Origin of the sequence: Priestia abyssalis, from assembly GCF_002019595.1 — a bacterium.
Classification (GTDB): Bacteria; Bacillota; Bacilli; order Bacillales; family Bacillaceae_H; genus Bacillus_BA; species Bacillus_BA abyssalis.
In genome coordinates this window covers 2784034-2805205 of sequence record NZ_KV917369.1, presented here as the reverse complement: position 1 = coordinate 2805205, position 21172 = coordinate 2784034, and the positions used below count along the sequence as shown (strand labels likewise).

Sequence of the window (21172 nt, the reverse complement as noted above, 5' to 3'; positions counted from 1 at the left end):
TTAGGAAGCTGTCCCATAAGTCTCTAATAAAACACAAAAACTGATTTTTGCTGACAGGCCCCTTCAAGTAATCCTTTGATTTTACTGAATTTTTATGAAAGGGCCTTTCGGGAGGATGGGTCAAAAAGGTTTCTTTTTCCCTTTTTGCCCCATCCTCTTTGTTTTTTTCATAAATTTAGTATTAGAACTATCCATTTGTCGCTAAAATAGTGCTAAGATATTTATGATGCAAAAGGTCAGCTCAATCTGTATAAAAAGGTAGGAAAGTGAGTTATTATATTTTAAAAATGAAGAAGTTGTGTTAAAATCAAACATACGTTCTATTTGTTGTGAGAATATGAAGGAGAAATGTTGTGTTTCCTTCAAGCAGAAAAAAAGAAAGACCATATCTCTTCAATTGAATGAGTTGAATCGTATTGTGCGACACTACACATTTAAGAGATAGTCGAAGTGGGTAATTGAAAGGGGTATGTATTTTTGGGCAAGAAACAAGTTTTTGAGTACAATGATGATGCGATTCAAGTTCTGGAAGGACTTGACGCGGTCCGAAAACGTCCGGGCATGTACATTGGCAGTACAGACAGCCGCGGTCTGCACCATCTCGTATATGAAATTGTAGATAACTCAGTCGATGAAGCACTCGCCGGCTACGGAAACGATATTAAAGTGACTATACATAAAGATAATTCAATCTCGGTACAAGATAAAGGACGCGGGATGCCAACAGGTATGCATAAGCTCGGCAAGCCGACGCCCGAAGTAATTTTAACCGTCCTTCACGCCGGCGGCAAGTTTGGACAAGGCGGTTATAAAACAAGCGGCGGTTTACATGGAGTGGGTGCATCCGTCGTAAACGCGCTGTCACAGTGGCTTGTGGTAACCATCAAGCGTGACGGTATCGTGTATCAGCAGCGCTTTGAAAACGGCGGAAAGCCCGCTACAACGCTTGAAAAAATCGGAAAAACACGCGAAAATGGAACAAAAATCCATTTTAAGCCGGATGAAAGCATTTTCAGCACGACCGCTTACAACTATGATACATTGAGCGAACGGCTGCGCGAATCCGCCTTTTTATTAAAAGGGCTGAAAATTGAATTAATCGATGAGCGATTTGACCAACGGGACATCTTCCATTATGAAAACGGTATCGAGGCATTCGTTTCGTATTTGAATGAAGGGAAAGATACGCTTCATCCTGTGCTGTTTTTTGAAGGTGAGCAAAATAACATTGAAGTGGAATTCTCGTTTCAATTCAACGACGGGTATTCCGAAACGATTTTATCGTTTGTCAATAACGTTCGTACGAAGGACGGAGGAACACATGAAGCCGGATCGAAAAGTGCGATGACGCGTATTTTCAATGAGTATGCACGTAAAGTGGGATTATTGAAAGAGAGGGATAAAAACCTGGAGGGAACCGACATTCGTGAAGGTCTCGCAGCCATCGTTTCCGTCCGCATTCCGGAAGAATTGCTGCAATTTGAAGGGCAGACGAAGGGAAAGCTCGGGACAAGTGAAGCGCGATCTTCTGTCGATGCCGTCGTGTCTGAAAAGCTCGCTTATTTCCTTGAGGAGAATCCAGATATTAGCTCCCTGCTTGTAAAAAAGGCGATCAAAGCCGCGCAAGCCCGTGAAGCAGCGCGCAAAGCCCGTGAGGAAGCAAGAAGCGGGAAAAAGCGAAACCGAAAAGAAACAGTGTTGAGCGGAAAGCTGACGCCTGCGCAATCGCGCAATCCGCAAAAAAATGAACTTTACCTTGTCGAGGGTGATTCTGCCGGGGGCTCTGCCAAACAAGGGCGGGACCGGCGTTTCCAAGCCGTTTTGCCGCTTCGCGGGAAAGTCATCAATACGGAAAAGGCAAAGCTTTCGGATATTTTTAAAAACGAAGAAATCAATACAATCATCCATGCCATCGGTGCAGGTGTGGGAGCCGAGTTTGCATTGGATGATGTGAATTACGATAAAATCGTCATCATGACTGATGCCGATACAGACGGCGCGCACATTCAAGTGCTGCTTCTGACGTTTTTTTATCGCTATATGAAGCCGCTTGTAGAAGCCGGAAAGGTATTCATTGCGCTTCCACCGCTTTACAAAGTGAGTAAAGGAACGGGGAAGAAGGAAGTCGTCGAGTATGCATGGAATGAAGAGGAGTTACAGGGTGCGGTGAAAAAAGTGGGACGCGGCTATATGATTCAACGCTATAAAGGTCTTGGTGAGATGAATGCCGATCAGCTTTGGGAAACGACGATGAATCCTGAGACGCGTACGCTCATTCGTGTTCGTATTGATGACGCTGCCCGCGCCGATCGTCGTGTTACGACACTCATGGGAGACAAAGTCGAGCCGCGCCGTAAGTGGATTGAAAACAACGTCGCCTTTGGCCTTGAAGAAGATCCAAACATCTTAGATAACGAAAATGTCTCGGTCGCAGCAAAGGAGGACGAATAGAATGACACAAACAGAACGCTTTTTGGACTTGCCTCTTGAAGATGTGCTTGGCGACCGCTTCGGACGATATAGTAAGTACATCATTCAAGAGCGGGCGCTGCCGGATGCCCGCGATGGATTAAAACCGGTGCAGCGTCGTATTTTATATGCGATGCATGTAGACGGCAATACACATGATAAAGGGTTCCGCAAATCGGCGAAAACGGTCGGGAACGTCATTGGTAACTACCACCCGCACGGTGATTCGTCTGTATATGATGCGATGGTGCGCATGAGCCAGGATTGGAAGCTGCGCAATTTGTTAATTGAAATGCACGGAAACAACGGAAGCATTGACGGCGATCCGCCGGCTGCGATGCGTTATACAGAAGCTCGCCTTTCGTCTATCGCCTCTGAATTATTGCGTGATATCGATAAACAGACGGTAGAATTTGTTCCAAACTTCGATGACACAAGCAAAGAGCCCGTCGTACTTCCGGCTATGTTCCCCAACTTGCTCGTCAACGGATCAACCGGAATTTCTGCCGGATATGCGACAGAAATTCCGCCGCATCAGTTAGGTGAGGTCATTGATGCAGCGATTATGCGTATGGATAAACCGAATTGTACCGTCGATGACTTGATGACTGTGTTAAAAGGCCCGGATTTTCCGACAGGCGGTATTATACAGGGCGTAGAAGGCATTAAAAAAGCGTATGAAACGGGAAAGGGAAAAATTATCATCCGCGGAAAAGCGGAGATTGAATCCATTCGAGGCGGTAAACAGCAAATCGTGATTACGGAAATCCCGTTTGAAGTGAACAAGGCGAACTTGGTAAAAAAGATGGATGAATTGCGCCTTGACCGCAAAGTGGAAGGCATTGCCGAAGTACGGGATGAAACCGATCGTACTGGATTGCGATTAGTGGTCGAGCTGAAAAAAGACGCAAATGCAGAAGGCGTGTTGAACTATTTATATAAAAACACCGATTTGCAAGTGCCGTATAGCTTCAACATGGTTGCCATTTCAAGGAAACGCCCGAAACTTATGAGTCTGACGTCTATTTTGGATGCCTATATTGAGCATCAGCGCGAGGTCGTGACGAACCGCTCACAGTTTGAATTAAATAAAGCACGTGAACGTGAACATATCGTCGAAGGATTAATCAAGGCATTATCGATCCTTGATGAAGTGATTGCGGCCATTCGTGCATCAAAAGATAAGCGCGATGCGAAAGATAACTTGATTGCCGGGTTTGAGTTTACGGAAGCACAGGCGGAAGCGATTGTTTCCTTGCAGCTGTATCGCCTGACAAATACGGATGTGACGGCTTTACAAGCAGAAGCGGAAGAGCTGGCGAATAAAATCGCGGAGCTTGAATCGATTTTAAACAGCGAAAAGAAATTATTGAACGTCATTAAAACCGATTTGCGCAAAGTGAAAAAACAATACAACGATGGGCGCCGTGCAAAAATCGAAGCGGAAATCGAGGAAATCAAAATCAATTTAGAGGTGATGATCCCTTCAGAAGACGTCATCGTGACGGTGACGAAGGATGGATACGTCAAACGGACGAGCCCTCGCTCTTACGCTGCCTCTAATGGTCAGGATTTTGGCATGAAAGATACCGATCGCCTTATTGCCAAACTGGATATCAACACAACAGACACCTTGTTGTTATTTACGAATAAAGGAAACTACTTGTTCATGCCGATCCATGAACTTCCGGATATCCGCTGGAAAGACATGGGCCAGCATGTGACGAATATCGTGCCGATCGATAAAGAAGAAACGATTGTCGAAGCTATCCCGATATCGAACTTTGAAGAACCGAAGTTTCTGTTATTCATTACGAAAAACGGAATGGTCAAGAAGTCGGAATTGGCGAATTACAAGGCGCAGCGCTATTCAAGATCGCTTGTGGCGATTAATTTAAAAGGAGATGATGAAGTCGTCGATGTTCATCTGACGGACGGAAAGCAAGACGTCTTTTTAGCGACAAGGCAAGGGTACGGTTTATGGTTTCCTGAAGAAGAAGTCAATATCGTGGGGGCAAGAGCGGCCGGCGTAAAAGGCATCAATTTAAAAGAAGGCGATTATGTTGTAAACGGCAAAATCTTCCCTGAAGCAGAAAAAGCCGAAGTCATCATGGTGACGCAGCGCGGAGCCATCAAAAAGATGAATATAAAAGAGTTTGAGCGCACAACGAGGGCCAAGCGCGGATTGGTTATGATTCGCGAATTGAAAACGAACCCTCATGAAGTGGCAGGAATTGAAATAGTCTCCAAAGATGACATTGTATGGGTAGAAACAGAAAAGCTCGCGACTGAACAAGTCGATCCTGCTGCTTTAAGACCAAATGATCGATACAGTAACGGATCATTCATTTTAGATCAGGATGAAGCCGGCAGTGTCGTCGCGATGTGGAAAGAAGCGAAACCATCGTAAATGAGATGTTGCAATATCAGAAAAGAAACGGACTTGAAGAAATTCTTCTAGTCCGTTTCTTTTACATAGAAGACTGTACAGTTATGTAGTGACTTCCCCGATTCAATTGATCGACTCATATAAGGCCCATCCAAATTTCAAGCTAAAGTAGACTAAAATTAGTCCCGCTGTAAATGTAATGATTTTCATCATCCTGTCGGTTAATAAATGTTTGGTGAAATGAACGGTAAAGGCAATGTTTAAATTCCAGAGCATGATACCAGCAATGATAAAAAGGCTGTAGATAAGAGACATGACCATGCTTTCCGTTTTAATGATGCTTCCAAGTGCAGAGCCGTAAATACCAAACCAAAACAAAATATTAAGGGGATTCGCACCCGCGATCATGAGTCCCGTCAAAAAAGAGGTTCCGGCTTGTCCTGCTGACCCATGTTCCATCAAGCGTGTAGACTGGAAGGATTGCTTAATGCTTTGAATGCCTAGATACAAAAGCATCAAAAATCCCATTCCATATAAAATCATTCGAACGAATGGCTGCTGTAAAAAAGGAGCCATCCCCAGAAAAATGGCAGCCATAAATAAAATATCCGCTGACATCCCCCCGAGCCCAACCAGCCAGGAAGCCCAAAATCCATGAGAAATGCCTCGCTTAATCATTTCGATATTGATAGGCCCGACGGGAGCCGCCAAGCTGATGCCAAGCACCATTTGATGGACGGCCATCATAATCATTTCATTCAATCTTGCTCACACCTGCCTTTATATGACACTTGTCCTACTAACATCGTATGAACCACTGCTGCAACTTAAAACTTTACGGATCTTTTTTTCTCTACCACTGATCCATGGCTGTTCATCTTGACGTGAATGCACATATACATCTTTGATTTGTGAGACTATCCAGAGCATACACATAAAAAACTCATAATCCATAACATTTCGCAATACACTGTAACGTTGGGAAAAAGGAGGGATGGAATGAAGCCGCCATCGATTTATACCCGAACTGATATAGAGCGTTCTACCCGCATTCCCTCATGGGGAAAGAGCGTTTTTAAACAGTTCGAACAGGATTTGTTATCAGAGACGAGTCCATTTCCATGTGTATTGGGAGTGGAAGGTTTTAAAAATGATCTTCTCCGTTTTGCGTTTGTCCGCTCTCTTTTTGAGATCGGCTCGCTTCAGCAATTTGCGGCTTCTTTACGGCTATATATGGAGACATTTCGAACGATTGGACGAAATACTTCGTTTGTCGTCTTTTTTGAACCGAGCCAAGACGTAAAAACGATGGAAGAATATGAAAAGCAATTCTGGGATGCGCTGCAATATTTGCATGAACTTGATGAAAAGGAATGGCCTTCACATATTCCGAAAGATCCGAATGATCCGATGTGGGAGTTTTGTTTTCACGGGGAGCCGATTTTTGTTGTCTGTAATAGTCCGGCACATGAAAAGCGAAAAAGCCGACGGAGCGAAACGTTCATGATGACGTTTCAACCGCGCTGGGTATTTGAAGGAATCAGTGCAGAAACAAAAATGGGACAGCAAGTGAAAAAGGTGGTCCGAGAGCGCCTTGAAACCTATGACGAGGTAGAAGTGCATCCGGCATTAGGATGGTACGGCAGTGTAACCAATCGAGAGTGGCAGCAATATTTTCTACGGAATGACAATGAAAGCAGTTTGAGAAAATGCCCATTTCATGCGAAAAGGAGTGCTGAACATGTACATAAAAAAAGCTTATATTAAAAAAGGAGTTGGAGGCCATCTTGAAGAAGTAGTGAGAGGATTACTTCCGAAAGATACGGGTTATGTAGAAGTGCAGCACGACGTTTCCGATCAGGAACATCCAACACATACGCATCCGACGGATGAAATTTTACATGTGTTGGAAGGATCCATTTATTTTACTGTTGAGGGCAACACGACGCTTTGTGAAGCGGGAGACCGCATTTTTTTACCGAAACATACCGTTCATTCATCAAAAGCCGGACCAGGCGGATGCACGTATGTGATCTCGATTTTGAAAGAATAGAAGTCGAAGGGATGTTAGATGATAATGACCAAAAGCCGCCCTGTACTAGTCGTGATTGACGTTCAAAAAGGATTCAACCAGCCCATTTGGGGAAAACGAAACAACCCTCATGCCGAAAAGCAAATGCTGACACTCATAGAAGAATGGCGAAAACAGGATTATCCGATTATTCATGTCCAACATGCTTCAAAAAATCCCGATTCTCCGCTGCACCCGGCAAATCCCGGGTTTCAATTCCAAGAAGGCTTTGGACCCAATGAAGATGAGTATTTTATTCGCAAATCTGTGAACAGCTGTTTTATTGGAACAGAACTAGATTCCTATTTAAAAGCCAATGGCTATGAAACCCTGGTCATTGTCGGTTTGACGACAAATCATTGTGTATCCACGACCGTCAGAATGGCCGGTAATTTGGGCTATCGCGTCTATGTTGTCCATGATGCAACCGCATGCTTTGAACGTGAATCATATGACGGTGTCACACGTTATGACGCCGAAACAGTTCATCAATTGGCGCTTGCTTCGCTTCACGGAGAATTCGGGGAAGTCGTATCGACCGAACAAGTCTTAGATGTAGTAAAAGCATTGAAAGAACAAAACATGTTACGCTAAAAGGAGGGCCGCGAGCTCTCTTTTTTCATATCCAACAGGGAGTTGTGTTAAAATTTACTAAAGTAATTACATATTTGATTAGATAGATCGAATTAGAAAATTCGACATGGTTGTTTAACCAGCACCTTAAAAAAAGGAGATGATGGACATTTGGCTTCATCGCTTTGTTAAGGACAGCAGTTTGGGGGATTATGGATGTCAAAAATGCTGAGTTTTCTTAAACCATACCGGTTTCCGATGGGCATCGCTCTCTTTTTTATGATGGTCGAATTGGCCGTTGAGCTATGTCAGCCCTTACTCATCGCGAAAATCATTGATGAGGGCATTGTAAAAGAAGATTTGGGTGTTGTGTTGAAGTGGGGGGGAATCATGATGGCTCTCTCGTTGGCGGCTTTTACGGTCGGAATTCTTAATTCTTTCTATGCAGCCCATGTCAGCCAACGATTTGGCTATGATGTAAGAAAAAAGTTATTCGAAAAAATACAGAGCTTCTCTTTTTCGAATTTCAATGATTTTCCCACATCATCTTTGATTACAAGAATGACTGGCGATGTGACCCAAATCCAGCAAACGGTCTTTATGGGGCTGCGAATTATGCTTCGGGCTCCTCTACTGGTCATAGGCGGTCTAGTCATGGCTTTAATCGTCAATAAGAAGCTGGCTCTTGCGATTGTCATGACTGTTCCTGTCATCTTTGTTCTATTAGTATGGGCAATGAAAAAAAGTGCCCTGTTATTTCGAGCGGTTCAAGAAAATGTCGATACCGTCAATGGAATCATGCGCGAAAACTTAACGGGGATGAGACTGATTAAAGCGTTTTTCCGAAAACAGCATGAAATCGATCGATTCACGCTTGTCAGCGGGCAGCTAAAAGAGCGGACGGTTGCCGCGCTGAAAGTGATGGAAACGACGATGCCCATGTTGCTTCTCGTCTTGAATGTGAGCATTATCGCTGTTCTATGGTTCGGCAGCAAGGAAGTTTCCATCGGGCGAGCTCAAGTCGGAGAAGTCGTCGCCATTGTCAATTATGCCTTTCGCATTACATCGGCCTTTTCGATTCTTTCTTTTTTAATTATGATTTTTTCACGTGCGAGAGCCTCTTCTTCCCGTATTGTTGAAGTATTAGAAGCAAAAGAAGGAATGACGGATGCCGAATCCGCTCATTCGATGCCCGCCGTTACGAAAGGAAAGATTGAGTTTGACCAAGTGTCGTTTTACTATCCTGGAAATGAGACTCCCATCTTGGAAAATCTTTCGTTCACGGTTCCGGCCGGGACGACGACCGCCATTCTAGGAGCAACAGGTTCTGGAAAGTCTTCCTTATTTCAGCTGATTCCCCGGTTATATGATCTGAATGAAGGAAAAATCCTCATTGATGATCTTCCGATTGACACAATCAAGTTTTCCACATTACGGAGAAGCATCGGCTTTGTACCGCAAGAATCGTTTCTTTTTTCTGGAACTGTCCAAGAAAATATAAAATGGGGAAAAGAAGATGCCTCAATGGAAGAAGTAAGGAAAGCGGCAGAAGATGCGCAAATTCATGCTACGATCCTCTCTCTTCCTAAGCAGTATGAGACTGTATTGGGCCAAAAAGGGGTCAATCTTTCCGGCGGTCAAAAACAGCGCTTATCCATTGCGAGGGCACTTGTTCGCAACCCGAAAATTTTGTTGCTGGATGATAGTACGAGTGCATTGGATATGAAAACGGAAGCGAATTTGCTGCAAGCGATCCGAACCTATTCATGTACGACGATGATCATTACCCAAAAAATCAGTACAGCGATGGAGGCCGATAACATTTTGCTTTTAGAGGATGGTAAATTACTGGCACAAGGCAGCCATGAACAATTATTGGAACAGTCTGCGCTCTATCAGGCCATTTTCCAATCGCAGTTCGGAAAGGAGGCGCTGCGATCATGCTGAAGCAGTTGAAAGAGCCTTTCCGCTATCCAAAAGCGCCTTTAACAGGAAATGAACAGGCTCCATATAAGAAAACGCCTCAAAAAGCCAAACACTCAATGAAAACGTTAAAAAGATTGTGGCATTATTTGTCCCGGCATCGATGGTTTTTAATCGTCATTCTTTTACTAGTTGTTTGCAGTTCTTTTTTAGGATTGCTTGGTCCGTTTTTAGTCGGCAAAGCCATTGATAACTATATCGTCACAAGAGACCACAGCGGTTTGCTTATGCTTTTGATAGGCTTAACTTTCGTATACTTATTTTATACAGTGTCTTTACTCATTCAAAACATCGGGATGATTACCATTGCCCAAAAAACGGTCTATTCCATGAGAACCGGGCTTTTTCGCCATTTTCATCGACTTCCGATTTCCTTTTTTGATCGGCGTCAGCATGGGGAACTGATGAGCAGAGTGACAAATGATATCGAAAACGTCAGTTCAACGTTAAACAGTTCGGTCATCCAAATCTTTTCCAGTATGCTCACACTTGTCGGGACGGTTGTGGTCATGCTTTGGCTGAGCCCGCTCTTAACCCTTTTCACCCTTTTTATCATTCCGGTGATGTTTGCAGGAATGAGGTGGATTACGAAAAGGACAGGGGTTTTATATAAGCAACAGCAGCAAAACTTGGGGGCTCTAAACGGATTCATCGAAGAAACGATTTCAGGCCAGCGAATCGTCAAACCCTTTTCGCAAGAAGAAAAAGTGATGGCTGAATTTATGATGAGAAACGAAAAGCTGAAAGAATCCGGATATTGGGCTCAAACATATGCGGGCTTTATTCCGAAGCTGATGAATGTCCTCAACAATTTAAGCTTTGCCATCATTGCCGGAGCGGGGGGAGTATTGGCCCTTAAAGGAATGATTTCAATTGGAACGATCGTCATATTTGTGGAGTACTCGAGACAATTTACACGCCCTCTGAATGATCTTGCGAATCAATTCAATACACTGCTTTCCGCTGTAGCGGGAGCGGAAAGGGTATTTGAAGTGCTGGATGAACAAGAAGAGAGGGAAGAGGAAGAAAAGGCCGTTTCACTAAAGGAAGTGAAAGGAGAGGTGGAATTTCGCCATGTATCGTTCTCGTATGAAAAAGAGCAGGACACGGTTACAAATATTCACTTTCATGCTTCTCCAGGGGAAACCGTTGCTTTAGTCGGAGCGACAGGAGCTGGAAAAACGACGATCATCAACTTGCTTTCCCGTTTCTATGAACCTGATCTCGGCAGTATTCTTATTGATGGGCATGATATTCGGACCATTAAACGCGAAAATCTTCGCGGGCATATGGGCTTTGTACTGCAAGATCCCTTTCTGTTTGAAGGAACCATTCATGAAAATATCCGCTACGGAAGACTTGAAGCAACCAACCGGGAAATAGAAGAAGCAGCCAGGCTTGCCAATGCGGATTCGTTTATTCGAAAACTTCCCAAGCAATATGATACGATGTTGAAACAAGACGGGGGCGGTATCAGCCAGGGGCAAAAGCAGCTTCTTTCTATTGCGAGGGCCTTGCTCGCCAATCCCTCCATTTTAATTTTGGATGAAGCGACAAGCAGCATTGACACTATTACAGAGCTGCATATACAAGATGCCCTCGAGCGGTTGATGCGAGGACGAACAAGCTTCGTTATTGCCCATCGGCTCAACACCATTCAAAAGGCCAATCAAATTATTGTCCTAGATAATGGGCAGCTGCAAGAAATAGGAACACATGAGGAACTGCTGCGGAAAAAGGGAACTTATTACGGCTTGTATCATACTCAGTTAACAGAGCGTGTACAATGATAAAAAGAACAAAATACGGCATAAGGGGTGATAAGTACGATGGAAATGAAAAAACTAACGGCCAAACTCAGCAATCGAACCCCGGGCATTTTAGGAGGAGAAACATTCTCGAAATTTGCTGTGTTAGTGCCGCTCGTCGAAAAACAGGATGACATTCATGTGTTATTTGAAGTTCGCTCATTTGATATGAGGCGACAGCCGGGTGAAATATGCTTTCCCGGGGGAAAAGTGGATGAAAGCGATCAAGATGAACAGCACACCGCCGTTCGCGAAACATCCGAAGAGCTCGGTATCAAAGAAGCGAGTGTGATGGATGTTTCGCCGTTGGACTACATGCTTTCGCCATTTGGAACGATCATCCATCCATATGTAGGGGTCATTTCCGGTGCTGAAAATATCCAACCGAACCCTGCTGAAGTAGCGGAAATTTTTACCGTCCCGCTTTCTTTTTTCAAAAAGACCCAGCCAGAAAGGTATACCCTCAGCGTTAAAACAGAACCGGAGCAAAATTTTCCGTTTCATTTAATTGCCGGAGGAACGAACTATAACTGGCAAACGCGAACGATGGACGAGTACTTTTATTTCTATGAAGATAAAGTCATTTGGGGATTAACCGCTAGAATCTTGAAGCATTTTTTAGACTTAATCAACGAAAAATAGATAAATGAGAGTAAAAAAGAAGAAATCGCATAAAACCGGCCTTTTTTATGCGAGAATCAGGCTTTATCAGAAGCCAAAAAAATTGATTTATCAAGGATGTATAAAATCGTTTATAAACGATAAAGTGAGCCAAGCCGAAATCCCTTGAACAGCAAGAGGTTTTAGCTTGGCCTATTCCCTATAGGAACTTTTATGTAAACTAGCATTCATGCAATTTTGGGAGATCTTGTTCAACAGGCCAGATAAATAAAAACTTTAAAGAAAAAATATATATGTTAAAGTTTAGAGATGATTGTGAAAGTTTGTACTCAAAGTAACGAAGCGGGATAGCTAAATTAGGGATAATCTTTTACTTTTAATAACTTTCTCTTTGTTTCACCTCTTTGATCAAATAAAACTCCCCATTCTTTAGCATATTTCTCTCCTCAAAAGAGAGATTTTCTGCCGAGAGTGGGGAATTTTCAAGTGCCGTTATGGAGGATTTTAATACGGCTGTTTATACAAACGAGCAATCCGTGGCGTGCCAATGACTTGACCACATGAATTCAATGCATTTACCTGAAAATATGGCCCACATGTTACGCATGCTAATTAGGAGTGTATTGTTTGGCCCCTCTTCAACTGAATTTACGTGGAAACAGTCCCAAATATTATTAGAGCTGGTTGCAGATGACGCGGGTAACATCGAGTCGGCCGGATCAATATGAGCCAGTACATTCCAAAAGAAAAGAAGCTTGCCTGTTGTAAGATCGACTTCTTGAATGGAGTAATTATCAAAATATCCGTCCGCTGGACCTCCATACGGTGTTAGATCTGCCGGCACTTGTTTCACAGCCTAAGCTCCATACTTTTGAGCTTGAATTCTTCTCACCGCATATTCCTATAAACGGAACACATAATCCCGTATCGGGACAAAAACCCGGGTTTTTAGCACATAATACTCTAGTAAAATCAGGATTCTGTTGACTGAGGTTTTTAAAATAGCAGACAATCTCATGATTGCGAACAGGTAAGCTGTTCAGCTGGAAAGAGAGCGGATACTTCATGTTTACATGCCGATAATATAATCCTTTTTTTGTAAACGGAGGCGGATACGCATGATCCGGTAAAGTAGGAATAATGTCATGGACATTGTAAATACGAACACTATTCTTTACTGTTTGGTTGAAGCGGGAAGCAAAGTCAGGGTCTCCGACACGGGGACTGCCATACGTATACACGAAAGGATTTTTAAACTTGGTGTTTACCGCAAAATCAAAAGCAGCTAATACGGCTAAAGCTCCTCCTAAACTGTGGCCTGCGACAAATAGTCTTTTTGTTGTAGAAAGCTTGTTTAATTCTCTGATCAATTCATTTCTTGTCGATTGATAAATACATGTAAATCCGCGATGAGTTTTTCCTGCATTTCTGACAAAAGGATATGGTACTTGATATAAGTCTTGGTCCGACTCATTGTCCTTAAATGTTCGGGTTCCTCTAAAAGCTACAATAATTTTATCTTGTGACTCTGCAATAAAACCAAATACTTCCTTTTCTGGCTCCTCGACACCAGCAAGAGCTCGTATGGTATATCGGAGGCTATATCCTTTTGGCAAGACAAGTGGTTCCGTTTCAAAGAGTTGGTATGACTGATAGATCATGGCCGAAAGCAATATGGCATCTTTCGTGTTAAAAATATACTTTATGCTTGTGGTATTCATCTATGCAGCTCCTTTCTTTTATTCAAGCTTTCAGACGTTAGCATGTTCCTCGAAACGGAACGCACATTTGGGTATCGGGACAAAAACCTGGATTTTCATCGCATAATGATTTAGAAAAATCAGGATTCATTTTGCTGAGGTATTTAAAATAACAGGCAATCGCATCATTGCGTGGTGTATTATTTAACTGAAAAGAGATTGGATACTTTGTTTTTACATGTTGATAGTATAATCCTTCCTCCGTAAAAGGAGGTGGATACTCTTTTGCTGGGAAAGTTGGAAAAGAGTCATGAATATTTACAATTCGTATACTATTTTTTACTAATTGGTTAAATTCGGAAGAAAAGATAGGGTCTCCGATACGCGGACTGCCATACGTATACACGAAAGGGGTCTCAAATCTGGTATTCACTGCAATATCTAAAGCAGCTAACGTTGCCAGAGCTCCTCCGTAGTTGTGTCCGGTAACAAACAGCTTTTTTGATGTAGAAAGTTGTTTAATTGTCTGATTAAATTGTTTCTTGTTGATTGATAAAGACATGTAAACCCACGGGAGGTTTTTCCTCCATTTTTAGCATAGGGATAGGGAACTTGAAATATGTCATAGGATGCTAAAAGATCTGCAGGATATGCAGCATATCCTCTAAACGCTATAATGATTTGATCTTGTGACTCGGCAATAAAACCGAATACTAATTCCGTAGGATCCTCTACGTTAGCAAAGGCACGAATGGTGTATCGAAGTTTAAAGCCTTTTGGTAAGATAAGTTTCCCTTCTAAAAAGAATGGATATGTCTGATAGCTCATTGCTGCAAGTAATATTGCGGCTTTATTATTAAAAATATTGTTTTTATCTGAAAAAACCATATATACAATTCCTTTCCTAAATACAGGCTAATATTGTGTTTACGTTAACATTAACATATGAATTAAAATCCGGAATTGCTAATGATGGTGAAATTAACGGGGGTGTTAGTAAAGAACGAGGAAAGTTACTTAGTGTAGGAATAACAGCAAATAGTCAAAATTCTCTTAGCGTGCAAAATTCGCGTTTTGTTGGCACTACTCCTATTTGTTTTAATTGCTCTATAGATATCAAGAGAACAAACGAAATATAATCTATGCTTTTATCAAACGCAACATAATGGGCTGTTTTTAGGCATGGGGCGTGGGAAGAACTTTCTCAAAGATTGTTACTTTCAATAATCCTGAATTACGTTAATCTCCCTTAAACAGGGGGGATTTATATCCTGTCTTGGTGAACAGAGCAGGTTAGTGAAAGACGGGATAGTTAAGTGAATGAACGATTCAGAGTACTTTTAATGAAATTCGAACTTTGTGGCTTGAATTCTAGTGTGTTCACACAACAAAAAAAGCAGGTTCAAGCCTGCCAGCTGCAGCTAAAATTTTTTGAGAATGTTAAAACGCCACATTAGTTATATTTAAAAATGGACCCTCCCAAGAGAATTTAACCGTTTTTCAAGGGAGGTCTCTTTTTGTTATTTTGGTGGCTTTCATGGTGTTGAAGCTTCGCTTGTTTATTAGTAGCAATCGAAGAGGCTGGGTGCCCTTTGGACATCTAAAAGGCGCCCAGCCTCTTTTGGTTGTTTAAACATACTCCGGCATAATTTGCTTAATTTCTTATTCTGTAGATGATGGAAGGCTTATTGCTCTTCCATGGTAGTTGCATAAGAAAATCAACATTATTTTTTAATAGATCTTTTATAGTATTAATTTTTGAACGAATTCACAATCCGTAAAATATCGAGGAATAGATTAATAAAATTCAAGAATAAATCTAATACCGCGCCAGGCACATCCGCTTCACTGAAAGTTGCGTGTTTCATTCTAGATACATCATATAACATATAGCCCGAGAAAATGACGACGCCAATCCACGCTAAGGTCAGATGGAAAAATTCGGCTTGGACGAAAATACCGCCAATCGACAGTAAGATCAGCGCAAGCAAGGCACTGAACAAGGTACTTCCCAAAAAAGTAAAGTCCCGCTTCGTCACATACGTATAGACAAATAATGTACCAAAAAGAGCAGTTGTTACACCAAAGGCCAACACGACTAAAGAAGCACCCATGGATGAAATATAAGAAGAAATCGCCGGATAAATACCGATTCCCATTAAAAAGGTAAGCATATGAACAAAAGGCATCGAAATTTGGATTCCATAGTTGGACACTTTCCTGTCTTTCGCCCTCTTGATCGTCACTACAATGAGCACAATCAGGACTACAAATGAAACAGCTATCGCAATACCGAAGGGAATGAAAGCCATCCCGAGCAGCATGCCGGTAAAACTAATTAAAAGAGTTAAAAAAAATTGCGGTAAGACTCGTTGTGTCAATAAGTTACGGGAACTCACCATTTCCATTCAATCATCATCCTCCTCTATATTGCCTATATATACGAATATAGAGGAGGATGGTTTCAGCGGAAAGTTAATTATTTCTTCCAAAACGAATAACTTTATGCTGGATGTGAAAAATAGAAAGAGGTTTGTGCTTCATTTTGTAAGCAGGCAGATAGAGGAGGTTTGAAAGGTGAGTTTATTTGAAGATATTTTAAAAGCCAGAGAAAAGATGCAGGGCATCGTACATACCACTCCCTTAGACTACTCGAAAACGTTCAGTGAACTTTCACATAATGAGGTCTATTTGAAGCTTGAGAATTTGCAAAAGACAGGATCCTTTAAAGTGAGAGGTTCCTATAACAAAATGATTTCATTAGGAAAGGAAGAGATTCAAAAAGGGGTGATTGCCGCATCCGCAGGAAATCACGCACAAGGTGTTGCTTATTCGAGCGATATGCTGAATATTCCTTGTACAATTGTAATGCCAAAAGGGGCCCCGTTAAGCAAAGTGCTGGCAACTAAGCGGTATGGAGCAAACGTTGAACTGCAAGGTGATGTATTTGATGAAGCGCTTGCCTATGCGTTGGAATTAAAGGAAAAGACAGGGGCTGCTTTCGTTCATGCTTTTGATGATGAAGCGGTCATCGCCGGCCAAGGAACAGTAGGGCTTGAGATCCTGGAACAGCTTCCCGATGTAGAGGCCATTATATGTCCGGTAGGTGGAGGTGGATTAATTGCAGGCGTTGCGATGGCGGTGAAAGAAAAAAAACCGTCGATCCATATTTATGGTGTCGAGGCGATGGCCTGTTCAAGCATGAAGCAGTCGCTGAAAGAAAAGAAACCGGTGACGGTTGAAGCCATGCCGACGATGGCAGATGGAATTGCCGTCAAAAAGCCTGGGGAACTCACATTCCAGCTGATTCAACGATATGTAGATGATCTGTACTGTGTCGATGAAATGGAGATTGCCCGGACGATGCTTATGGTGCTTGAGAGGAACAAATTGCTTGTGGAAGGATCAGGCGCGAGCTCCCTTGCTGCTTTGGTATATCACAAACTAGCGATTAAAAACAAAAAGGTTGTTGCAATTTTAAGCGGTGGAAACGTAGATATGAATGTGATTTCAAGAATCATTGGGCGCGGAATGGTGGAATCCGGGCGCTTTGTACACTTGACTGCCATTATTAAAGATAAACCGGGACATCTTGAAGAAGTTCTGGCGGTGATTACGGAGCTGCAAGGAAACATCATGGATATCTCTCTTAATTATATGGGAGAAGATATTTATCCCGGTTATGCACAACTGAGCCTTTCAATTGAAACGAAGGATCGGCCGCACATCGAACAAATCTTTATGACGTTGAAGAAGAAAGGATATAGCCCCGAAATCATAAAATAGGGCATTGTTTATCGTTACGCATATTCATAAGGGAGCGATCTGCTAACGCTGCTGTCAAGGCACATTTCCTTATAGTTGCAGCGCTGACATCGGAATGTATGGGATGTTGGCTGAAATTGTTCCAATGGCACAGGTTTGTTCCTCTCTTTATCTTGCTGATACTGTTTCATGGCTTGTACACTCATCGTCATCTGGTCAATCATTGCTTGAATGTCTATTGAAGTGAGATGGTATGTATGGCAGCTTCCTGTCAATAAGTATTCGTTGCGAACAGCCACTTTTTCAATAGGGATGTTCCACTTGGTCATTAAATAGAGCGCATAGACCGCAAGCTGCCCCATATGATCGGAGGAGTATCTGCCTGTTTTCCAATCAACAATGATCCATCTGTCGTTTTCGCTATCATAATAAATCATATCCATGACCGAGTAAACTTTTACCCCATTTATCTCCATTGAACGAAATTTTTCCGGTTCCATTACTTTTATGTTCAAGTTGGATGTTAGCTCGAGAAACGATTTACTATGCAAAAAGTTTTGCAAACATGTACGGAGACGGTCATGAATTTCTTTTACTCCTTGCTCAGGCAATTCGCCCTCATAATACATGTCAAATAACATCGTATAGCCGTTAGGTTTGTAATACCATTCGTCTCCGCGGTCTCTTGAGTCAAGAAAGGCAGTACGCAGCCGGGTCCGTACACGTTGTTCCAAATCCTCTGCATGTGGAAGATTGCCCTTTCGCACGTACTGCTGTATCGAATGCTCAATAACATCATGAACGGCTTCACCAAACAAAATGGGCAGGTTGACGAGCTTTTTAAGGCGATAGGCATATTGAGCGGATGCCGGAGCATCGTAGAGCCAGCCGTTATGGGCAAAATAATATTCATATCCATACTTGCGAACACATTCCGTCCAAGTTTTATGCCGGGAATAGGACCATGAAAATTCAGGGAAGTCTTTTATTTCAAACAAAACCATCACATCCTTGAAGAATACTAGTTAATATATTCTATCGTTTTTTACAGAAAATAGACCTGCAGAGTAGACGAATAAACAATCAGAACTAGAAAAAGAGAATAGAATATATAAATCCACATAATGAATTTGACATAGGCAAAAAGCGCCTATGTCAAATTCATTACGCATAAGCGGTCGGCAATCTTTCTCGACCGCTTATAAGAGAACCTTTGAGAGCCTATTCAAGATACAGAGACCCAAAATCCTAAAGAGGAATCACGGCCAAGCTTATGTTAAAAACTTAAATTGTATTTAGATAAGTCTCATTATAATTTTTGAACATATTCATTAGCTAATCATGTAGGTGTATTTGTAAATATGGCAGTACTTACAGTTATTTTTCTCTATAGCCTAATGTTAAATTATTTAGTTGGATTTATTTAGAATGAATAATAGATTGAGAACATTTGATATGAACAAATAACGGACATGTCGAAAATACCTTCATATCAAACTTTTAAAAGGAGGTTTTTTATGTCGAGGAGAAAAAGCCGGACAAGGCCTCAAGCATGTTTAAGTATTTTTCCTGATTATAAATGGTGCGGTCCCGGATGCAGCGGACCTGGTGCTCCTATTAATGATGTAGATGCTTGTTGTAAAGCACACGATAAGTGTTATGAGAAGTTTGGTCCGTCATGCAGATGCGACCGGCAATTTCTTGAGTGCCTTCGCCCGAAAGTCAATTCTTACAGCCAAAAGGGAAGACAAGCAGGTTTGATGTATAACTACATGAAAATCAAGCATCTATTTACGTGTACTAGGATTTAGTAAAAGAAGCTGGCAAATTGCCAGCTTCTTTTGCTATGTATAAGCTGTCTCAGGAAGAGGCAGAAGGGCGCTTTATTTTTCGCATCAGCATATACAGTATACACAGGGCCGGGATATAAACATAGTTTAAATAAAAGGCAACTTTTCCGCTCCAGTTTCCAAATAACTGAAACTCTTCGCTGTCATCAATATAATGGGAAACCACTATATAAATCAGCATAAAGAGGAGGAGCGGGTATTTTTGCTTCACTTTAAAAACCTCTTTCGCTAAACGGCTTGCGCACCAAAGATATAAAATGACACATGGGACAATGACGAGTACCCAGGCAGAAACGAATACAAGTTCAAAACGCTGGATGATACTGAACTCTAAACTGGAAGATAATTTTAAATAAGGCCAAATGACGGAGCTTAATTGTTTTTCACTATAAAAGAGGAAACACATGAATGCAACGGCTAAATACAGCAGGGTGGTCCCAGCGTTTGCTAGATAGGCATACTTTTTCGACTTCGTTCCTTCTTGGATAAACGGATAATACACTAAAATCATTTCAAATCCAATATAGCTAAAAGACATTGTCTTGGCTGCTCCCCATAGTTCTTTCATCGAATGGTAAGGAATCAACGAAAGTTTCCCAAAATCAGCATCACCCAGTGTAAAAAACACCGGAAACGTGATGATCGCAGCAACGATCACCTTAAAGAAACACATTCCAACCATGACGCGAAAGCCGCCGGAAATGGTGTAATAAAGGAGAATCAAAACCAATAAAGTCGGAAGCCATGTCGGAAGAGAAGGAAACATCCATACTTGAATCACTCTTACATACTCACGCAAAATGGCTAAACCTGACCATAAAAATTGAATAATAAATAGAAACGTAAAAAATCTTCCCAGCCATTTTCCATAAACGAAGCGATGGATATGGGAAAGACTATGATGTTCATACTTCATCAATTGAAAGATACAAAAGAGGGAAAGATGAGTCATCAAACCAGCTGCAATGATGCCAATCCAACTATCATAACCCGCCTCTTTGGCAATTGAGCGTGGAAAGGTTAAAATCCCCACTCCTACTTGAGCGGAGTGAATCATAAAAAAAACCAAAAAAGGACTCACTTGAAAGCTCGGTCTGACTTGATTTGACATATCTTCTTAAAATCTCCTTTAAGCTTGTCTAGACATTTCTAGATCATGTAATCGTTAGTATCCTTTGGATAAGAAGAACTTATACATGAAGCCGCATCTTCTGAATATTCCATATAAGCGTATCCACGCCTTTGGAGAAATGAGCCAGCGGTTTTATGTCAGTTAAGTCAAAACGAAAGGGAGTAAAAAGGGTGTTTATACATATGTCTGCCGCTGCTTGTTGTAACGGCCAGGGACGATGGTGTATTTCACTGCAATAAATGTCGGTTCCGTTATCGCTGCTATATAAGCAATAACGCTCTGTAAGCCAATAATCCAGCGTTTCTTTTTCAGGTAAATAAACGGGTGATAAGGGAGTGTACGTTCCACTAAATCTTATAGGCGCGTTTGTTTTTCCTTTACGAATACTTTCGCAATAAAACGTTTGTCCCTTTTTTTGAAATGATAGTTGTGCAGGGTGATAAGGTAAATGAAACCATCTCTTTGCAATTGTAAAGGAGGCCCAGTCTTCAACGTCAAGAGACATAAAAAATACACCAGGTTTACCATCGCATTGTACATATGTTCTTACATTGATTTCTGGAAACTTAGGGGTTAATGATACAGGTGGTAAACCGCGAGCATATATTCCGTCCATGACAAAGACCACGACTCCGAGCCAAGCAGATTGGTTAAAAGTATCGATTTGTAATGAAGAAGGGATATAGGGTCGTAAAGATTCAGCAGGAATGGGCCAATGCAAAAACAATAGATTACTCCATGTTTGCCGCATAATCCATTTTTTCGAGGGTAATGGCCAAGGACGGTGACTATAATCATGTAATAAATTCAT

General features: G+C 41.9%; 17 protein-coding genes and 1 pseudogene. 10 read left to right on the top strand and 8 right to left on the bottom strand.

Going from position 1 to position 21172, the window contains the following annotated elements:
* The first annotated feature begins 477 nt into the window (after nt 1-477).
* Both parE and parC read left to right on the top strand, forming a co-directional pair.
* Nucleotides 478-2451 (top strand): DNA topoisomerase IV subunit B, encoded by a 1974-nt coding sequence (gene parE / locus BK575_RS13395; RefSeq protein ID WP_078410819.1) that lies wholly within the window; start codon nt 478-480, stop codon nt 2449-2451.
* Between the two features lies 1 nt (nt 2452).
* Nucleotides 2453-4879: a DNA topoisomerase IV subunit A gene (parC, locus tag BK575_RS13390; RefSeq protein ID WP_078410818.1), complete on the top strand. Its 2427-nt coding sequence runs from the start codon at nt 2453-2455 to the stop codon at nt 4877-4879.
* Between the two features lie 102 nt (nt 4880-4981).
* Here the strand turns inward: parC and BK575_RS13385 are convergent, their stop codons facing one another.
* Nucleotides 4982-5611, bottom strand: a complete 630-nt coding sequence (locus BK575_RS13385; protein WP_078414775.1) for a LysE family transporter — start codon at nt 5609-5611, stop codon at nt 4982-4984.
* A 246-nt stretch (nt 5612-5857) separates the two neighbouring features.
* Here BK575_RS13385 and BK575_RS13380 point away from each other — a divergent pair, with 246 nt between their 5' ends.
* The 6 genes from BK575_RS13380 to BK575_RS13355 all read left to right on the top strand — a co-directional run bounded on the left by BK575_RS13380 (nt 5858) and on the right by BK575_RS13355 (nt 11935).
* The gene (locus tag BK575_RS13380; RefSeq protein ID WP_078410817.1) at nt 5858-6625 is read left to right on the top strand and encodes a YqcI/YcgG family protein; all 768 of its coding nucleotides are present in this window, start codon (nt 5858-5860) and stop codon (nt 6623-6625) included.
* Complete coding sequence (locus tag BK575_RS13375; RefSeq protein ID WP_078410816.1) at nt 6600-6911, top strand: cupin domain-containing protein; 312 nt, start codon at nt 6600-6602, stop codon at nt 6909-6911. The genes BK575_RS13380 and BK575_RS13375 overlap by 26 nt, the downstream gene beginning before the upstream one ends.
* A 24-nt stretch (nt 6912-6935) precedes the next feature.
* Nucleotides 6936-7523 (top strand): cysteine hydrolase family protein, encoded by a 588-nt coding sequence (locus tag BK575_RS13370; protein ID WP_078410815.1) that lies wholly within the window; start codon nt 6936-6938, stop codon nt 7521-7523.
* Between the two features lie 195 nt (nt 7524-7718).
* Nucleotides 7719-9449: an ABC transporter ATP-binding protein gene (locus BK575_RS13365; protein WP_078410814.1), complete on the top strand. Its 1731-nt coding sequence runs from the start codon at nt 7719-7721 to the stop codon at nt 9447-9449.
* Nucleotides 9443-11275, top strand: a complete 1833-nt coding sequence (locus BK575_RS13360; protein ID WP_078410813.1) for an ABC transporter ATP-binding protein — start codon at nt 9443-9445, stop codon at nt 11273-11275. Before BK575_RS13365 ends, BK575_RS13360 begins: the two co-directional genes overlap by 7 nt.
* A 39-nt stretch (nt 11276-11314) precedes the next feature.
* The gene (locus BK575_RS13355; protein ID WP_078410812.1) at nt 11315-11935 is read left to right on the top strand and encodes an NUDIX hydrolase; all 621 of its coding nucleotides are present in this window, start codon (nt 11315-11317) and stop codon (nt 11933-11935) included.
* Nucleotides 11936-12431: 496 nt separating this feature from the next.
* On the opposite strand, the gene BK575_RS13350 is transcribed toward BK575_RS13355, so the two are convergent.
* From BK575_RS13350 to BK575_RS13335, 4 genes and pseudogenes are all read right to left on the bottom strand, one after another.
* Entirely contained in the window at nt 12432-12758 is a 327-nt protein-coding gene (locus BK575_RS13350; RefSeq protein ID WP_235867480.1) for an arylsulfotransferase family protein, read from the bottom strand.
* Nucleotides 12709-13635 carry a lipase family protein gene (locus BK575_RS13345; RefSeq protein WP_078410810.1) on the bottom strand — a complete coding sequence of 309 codons (927 nt, stop codon included), beginning with the start codon at nt 13633-13635 and terminating at the stop codon, nt 12709-12711. The genes BK575_RS13350 and BK575_RS13345 overlap by 50 nt, the downstream gene beginning before the upstream one ends.
* A gap of 37 nt (nt 13636-13672) precedes the next feature.
* Nucleotides 13673-14502: pseudogene (locus BK575_RS13340) on the bottom strand (lipase family protein).
* Between the two features lie 863 nt (nt 14503-15365).
* On the bottom strand, nt 15366-16022 hold the full coding sequence (locus tag BK575_RS13335; protein WP_078410809.1) for a Bax inhibitor-1/YccA family protein: 657 nt from the start codon (nt 16020-16022) through the stop codon (nt 15366-15368).
* A 169-nt stretch (nt 16023-16191) separates the two neighbouring features.
* Here BK575_RS13335 and ilvA point away from each other — a divergent pair, with 169 nt between their 5' ends.
* Complete coding sequence (gene ilvA / locus BK575_RS13330) at nt 16192-17400, top strand: threonine ammonia-lyase (protein WP_078410808.1); 1209 nt, start codon at nt 16192-16194, stop codon at nt 17398-17400.
* A 14-nt stretch (nt 17401-17414) separates the two neighbouring features.
* Here the strand turns inward: ilvA and BK575_RS13325 are convergent, their stop codons facing one another.
* Entirely contained in the window at nt 17415-18377 is a 963-nt protein-coding gene (locus BK575_RS13325) for a PD-(D/E)XK nuclease family protein (protein WP_169907793.1), read from the bottom strand.
* A gap of 519 nt (nt 18378-18896) precedes the next feature.
* Between BK575_RS13325 and BK575_RS13320 the strand changes: the two genes are divergently transcribed.
* On the top strand, nt 18897-19190 hold the full coding sequence (locus tag BK575_RS13320; protein ID WP_078410806.1) for a phospholipase: 294 nt from the start codon (nt 18897-18899) through the stop codon (nt 19188-19190).
* A 49-nt stretch (nt 19191-19239) separates the two neighbouring features.
* Here BK575_RS13320 and BK575_RS13315 read toward each other — a convergent pair whose 3' ends face one another.
* Both BK575_RS13315 and BK575_RS13310 read right to left on the bottom strand, forming a co-directional pair.
* On the bottom strand, nt 19240-20340 hold the full coding sequence (locus BK575_RS13315) for a GerAB/ArcD/ProY family transporter (RefSeq protein ID WP_078410805.1): 1101 nt from the start codon (nt 20338-20340) through the stop codon (nt 19240-19242).
* 79 nt (nt 20341-20419) lie between these two features.
* The gene (locus BK575_RS13310; RefSeq protein WP_078410804.1) at nt 20420-21172 is read right to left on the bottom strand and encodes a YqjF family protein; all 753 of its coding nucleotides are present in this window, start codon (nt 21170-21172) and stop codon (nt 20420-20422) included.